Origin of the sequence: Bathymodiolus azoricus thioautotrophic gill symbiont (genome assembly GCF_001298715.1) — a bacterium.
Lineage (GTDB): Bacteria > Pseudomonadota > Gammaproteobacteria > PS1 > Pseudothioglobaceae > Thiodubiliella.
In genome coordinates this window covers 1-5,468 of sequence record NZ_CDSC02000365.1, presented here as the reverse complement: position 1 = coordinate 5,468, position 5,468 = coordinate 1, and the positions used below count along the sequence as shown (strand labels likewise).

The following is a 5,468-nucleotide window of genomic DNA, read 5'->3' as shown; positions in this document are numbered from 1 at the left end:
AAAGTTGGATTTAAATCGGGTTAATGGGTTTTTACCCACTTGTTTTTAACAAGAGCCAATTTTTAACATAACCAATAAGAGGGAATAACAAATGACATATAAAGACGATAAAAGCACTAAAATAGAAATAGCCTGTAGTTATAAGAGAGCAACTGTTGAAGACACCACTAAAATAGCTAATGCTGATGCTGAAGCCGATAAAGACGCTCACGCCGCCCAAGTCACTATTGAACATGCTAATGAAACTGCTCAAGTTGCTAAACGCGACGGAGACGATTATTCTATTAAAAAGGCTGATTATTATGCCATTCTAGCAAAAGACGCTATTGCAAAAGCTGATGCTTCTGCTGAAATCGCCAAAAATACCATTGAAGCTGCTGACGACGCTATTGCTAAAACAGAAGACAAGCATAATGACAATCAAGCCAACGACAAAACACAAGAAGATTTTAATAACAAAGGCACTGGAGAAGGGATTGATGTTACTGATGATTCTACCGCCTATGATACTAATGTTCTTGTTATCGATATGACTAATGGTACCTTGATTGATCAAAATACAGAAGGAACTCAGTATAAACTTACTGAGGATTCTGTCAGCGATAGCACTGATGATATCTTGATTTATCAAAATACAACGGAAGGAACTTGGTATACTGAAGAAGGAATTAATCTTACTGATGTTTTTATCAGCTATGGTATTAATGATATCTTGATTGATCAAAATACAGAAGAAACTCCATATTTTAACAGCACGGGATGCTACAAAACTGTTAACGAGTCAATAGTTGCTGATATTAGTGGAAATAACTGGAATGAGGTGCAAGACCTTGCTATTTTATAGTAATTGATTAGTTTAGGATTCCTACAAAAACCCCCAGTACAATTCATGAAATACATAAATTGTACTGGGGTTTTTTGGTATCTGTAGATAATCTGATTATTAGCGCCTATACGACAAACTCTATTGTTGACAATAATTCAGGAAAATTTTATATACTATTTAGCAAAACCGATACAAAAGTTATTGATTTTGCAGGTATAAATAAAAGCGAAAGCAATGTTATCGAAAGGAGGGGTTTAGCCAGCCAGCCTAGAAGTGCAGTGCAAAGAAATAGATATCCATATATTTCCACCCCTTAATAAATATGAATAAACGACAATGATATTATTGAGGCCTTTGTATAAAATAGAGGTGATTGGCAAAAGCCAATTTTTGCCCAATTGGTGATTTCTTTAAAGCTTGTCCTAGCAGGGCTAAGGCTGGGTTTACCCTCCTAGAGGACTGCTGGGTGTCGCTGGAAAAATCGACAATTGGGTGAAAAGTGGGTTTTTGATGATTATTCCTATTTATACAAAGGTCTCCCATTAAATATTAATTTAATATGACAAAAAAAGGATCTTCTGATCGCTGGATGAATGAACATCTAAATGATGAGTATGTAAAACGCGCACAAAAGGAGGGTTATCGCTCGCGGGCAGTTTATAAACTAACTGAAATCAATGATAAAGACAAATTTATCAAATCTGGCAATGTGGTCTTGGATTTAGGCGCTGCCCCTGGTGGCTGGAGTCAAGTTGCAATTAAAATGGTTGGCAGAAAAGGACAAGTGATTGCTAGCGATATTTTGAATATTAAACCCATTGATGGTGTGGATTTCCTGCGTGGTGACTTTACTAAAATTGAAGTTTACGAAGCATTACTCGCACTCACAAAAGGCAAAAAAGTTGATATAGTGCTTAGCGATATGGCACCAAATATGAGTGGACAACTCTCTGTTGATATTCCAAAATCTATGTATCTGTGCGAATTAGCACTAGATTTGGCAATAAAAACACTCACACCACAAGGTTACTTCTTTGTTAAAGTCTTTCAAGGTGTGGGCTTTGATGAGTATGTCAAGGCTGCTCGAGTGGCTTTTAACAAAGTAGTCATTCGCAAACCCAAGGCATCACGCGCACGCTCTAAAGAAGTATATCTATTAGCCAATAGTTTAAAATAAACACCTATGAACACCTTTGAAGATATTCAAAATCTAATTCAAAATGACATTAATAAAACTGACCAAGTATTAATTGAACATCTGGGCTCTAATGTGGCACTTATCAATCAGATGAGTGGTTATATTATTAACGCTGGCGGTAAGCGTTTGCGTCCGCTGTTGTTGTTGTTATGTGCACGTGCCACCCATTACCAAGGTGAGCATCATCATTTAATGGCAGTAGTGATTGAACTTATTCATACCGCTACCTTATTACACGATGATATTGTTGATGAGTCTAAGTCACGCCGTGGCAAAGAAACTGCCAACAAGGTTTGGGGTAATGCTGCCAGCGTGCTGGTAGGTGACTTCCTTTATTCTCGTGCGTTCGAAATGATGGTTAAATCTGATTCAATGCGCATTATGACAATTCTATCTAAAGCCACTAATGAAATTGCACAAGGTGAGGTGTTACAACTGCTAAATTGTCAAAATTCTGCCCTTACTGAAGAAGAATATTATCAAGTCATTGAACGCAAAACAGCGGTATTATTTCAAGTAGCAACACAAATTGGTGGACTTTTATCAAATATAGACAAAGTACAAGAACAAGCGCTAAAAAATTACGGCTTGCATCTCGGTAATGCCTTTCAAATTATCGACGATGTGTTGGATTACCAGTCTAATGCTGAGACTATGGGTAAAGAAGTTGGTGATGATTTAAGTGAAGGTAAAACCACACTACCGATAATTTATGCACTCAAAAATACGGTTGCCGAAGACAGGCAACTGCTAAAAGACGCCATTAATAACGCAGACAATTCTAAAATTGAACAGATCCTTGATATTTTACAATCAGTGAATGCTTTTGATTACACCCGCAAACAAGCGCAGAAATCAGCCGACCTTGCAAAAAAATCATTAGACTCTTTACAAGATTCTAAATACAAAGAAGCACTTATTTTGCTTTGCGATCTATCCTTGCAAAGAAAATCTTAAATGCTTTCTGACGAGTTAAAAGCCAAAATCCGTGATTCGTTTATTGCGTTAAAAGAAGATATGGATGGCTTTCAAGTACGCAGCTCACAAAACAAAATGATTGCAGAAATCTCCAAAACTTTAGCTGGAGAATACGATAGCAACAAAATTCTATGCGTAGAAGCGCCAACTGGCACAGGTAAGACTTTTGCTTACCTACTAAGTAGTATCCCTATTGCTAAATTCAGCAAAAAAACGCTGATTGTTTCTAGTGCAAATGTTGCCTTACAAGAGCAACTGTTGTTAAAAGACTTACCCAAAGCGCAAAAATATTGCACAGTGGATTTTGAATACACATTGGCTAAAGGGCGTTCTCGTTATGTATGTATTCGAGATTTGATTAATTTAGCACAAGATAACGCTAGCGAAGAGCTGCCACTTAACACCGATTTATTATTTGACGAACCCCCTAACCAGTATCAATTAAGAGCATTAAACCATTTACACGATGACTACGCAGCAAAAAAATGGAATGGCGAGATTGATGATTTAACCAAAACTCCTGAGACTATGCTGTGGCAAAAAATTGCCTGTAATCGTTTCACTTGCACTGTGAAAAACTGTGAATTTTATCAAAATTGTGCTTTTTTTAAAGCACGAAAAAAAATCGCCCAAGCTGATGTGATTATTGCCAACCACGACTTAGTATTAGCAGATTTATCAACAGGAAATACAGTGCTACCTGATGTGGCAGATAGTATATTTATTTTTGATGAAGCGCACCATCTAAATACTAAAGCCTTATCGCACTTTTCGCTGAGCACCAATACCGAATTTATCAAAAGTAGCCTTCGTCAAGCCAAAGGACTCAGTGAACAAATCGCCAAACTCACCGAACAAGATCCGATTGAAATTGATATTAAACAAATAGATGGCTACTTACAAGACTTGAGTAGCTTATTAAAATCGCTGTCTTTTGATGAAAATGTATACCTGTTTAATCAAGGACAAATTGATAGTGGTATTGCTAAAATTAGCACACAACTCAACACCTTAATCACCCACACTCTAAACAAATTCATCATCTTGAAAAAATCATGGGAAGATTACTTAAAAATAAAACCCATTGATAAGCATATTGCTAGCCCACTGAATAACGCCCTTGGCGAATGCGAACAACATTTAATCAATATTGTTGAGCTATTCTTATCATTTTTAAGAACTGATGATGATGCTAAAAAATCACCTTATTCTCGCTGGATTGAAAAAAATATCTCTAATAAAAAGACCAGCTATAGCCTTTGTAGCGCACAAACAGATATCTCTACTAACTTAGATACTCTAATTTGGTCCAAGGCAGCAGGTTGTGTCTTAACTTCTGCCACGCTATCTTCACTAGGTAGTTTTGACAGGCTAAATAAACAATTAGGTTTGGTGAAAACACAAAACCAATATTTGCGCCTACCATCGCCTTTTTCTTTTGAACAGGTAGATTTCGTAATTGCCAAATTTAAGGCTGCACCTCAACAAGTCTATGAGCACACACAAGAAGTTGCCACACAACTATTACAGCGCATTGATCCCAATCAAGGCACACTGGTATTGTTCGCTTCAAACAAACAAATGCAAATGGTGGCAGACTTGGTTGAAAACAAGCTTGGACCACATTTATTGGTGCAAGGCGAATTCTCAAAAAAAGGGATTTTAGAAAAACACATTAATTTGCGACAAAAAAATCAAGCTAGTGTGATTTTTGGACTGGATAGTTTTGCCGAAGGCGTAGACCTCAAAGGCGACAATCTTACCCATGTGATTATTGTAAAACTACGCTTTAATGTGCCTACCTCACCGATTGACAAGACACTAGCAGACTACTTAGAATCACAAAAACGCAACCCATTTATGGAGATATCCCTACCTGATGCTTCGCTCAAACTCATTCAAGCCTGCGGTAGATTGATTCGTACTGAAACTGATACAGGCAAAATCACCATTTTTGATAATCGACTTGTCACTAAATTCTACGGCAAACAACTCCTCAACGCCCTACCCAATTACAATATAGTCGTTGAATAAAAAGCAATTCTTATTTTTTTACTCCAACTGTTTGCTGAGTCGGAGTTCTCTTGATTTTAATACAGAATTCTTGATTAAGTTTTGTTGCTCAAAATCAAATAATATAGTATCAACTATAGCGCTACTTTGCCCAACATCCAAACCAACAACAAGGCGTTTGTCATACAATATTTTTAGCATCAAGTAATCAAGTCCTGTTAATAAATCTAAGATACTTTTGTCATTTGCCACCGAAGGATTAACCCAATCAGAATCGTTTGGTAGCCCCATGGCCTGAGTGAGCTCTTCCACTACACAAGCAGGTAGTAAACCGTAACGCATTGCATGGTCAACAGGAATAATAACAGTTGCGCCAATTAGTTGGTATGCTTTATGCCTAAAGGATAATAAACAATTTGACTCATTTTCAATGTTTTACCTTACTAGTCATAT

5 protein-coding genes are annotated in these 5,468 nt (G+C 37.0%); 4 read left to right on the top strand and 1 reads right to left on the bottom strand.

Annotated elements, in window-relative coordinates; all coding sequences use genetic code 11:
• Positions 1-91 precede the first annotated feature (91 nt).
• The 4 genes from BAZSYMA_RS07175 to dinG all read left to right on the top strand — a co-directional run bounded on the left by BAZSYMA_RS07175 (position 92) and on the right by dinG (position 5,036).
• The gene (locus tag BAZSYMA_RS07175; protein WP_090717176.1) at positions 92-844 is read left to right on the top strand and encodes a hypothetical protein; all 753 of its coding nucleotides are present in this window, start codon (positions 92-94) and stop codon (positions 842-844) included.
• A gap of 541 nt (positions 845-1,385) precedes the next feature.
• Positions 1,386-2,003, top strand: coding sequence for a 23S rRNA (uridine(2552)-2'-O)-methyltransferase RlmE (gene rlmE, locus BAZSYMA_RS07165; protein WP_090717170.1), 618 nt, complete (start codon positions 1,386-1,388; stop codon positions 2,001-2,003).
• A gap of 6 nt (positions 2,004-2,009) precedes the next feature.
• Positions 2,010-2,981 carry a polyprenyl synthetase family protein gene (locus tag BAZSYMA_RS07160; protein WP_090717168.1) on the top strand — a complete coding sequence of 324 codons (972 nt, stop codon included), beginning with the start codon at positions 2,010-2,012 and terminating at the stop codon, positions 2,979-2,981.
• Positions 2,982-5,036 carry an ATP-dependent DNA helicase DinG gene (gene dinG, locus BAZSYMA_RS07155; RefSeq protein WP_090717165.1) on the top strand — a complete coding sequence of 685 codons (2,055 nt, stop codon included), beginning with the start codon at positions 2,982-2,984 and terminating at the stop codon, positions 5,034-5,036. It begins immediately after the preceding gene.
• Positions 5,037-5,054: 18 nt separating this feature from the next.
• Here dinG and BAZSYMA_RS07150 read toward each other — a convergent pair whose 3' ends face one another.
• Complete coding sequence (locus BAZSYMA_RS07150) at positions 5,055-5,378, bottom strand: DUF2927 domain-containing protein (protein WP_241502581.1); 324 nt, start codon at positions 5,376-5,378, stop codon at positions 5,055-5,057.
• Positions 5,379-5,468 lie beyond the last annotated feature (90 nt).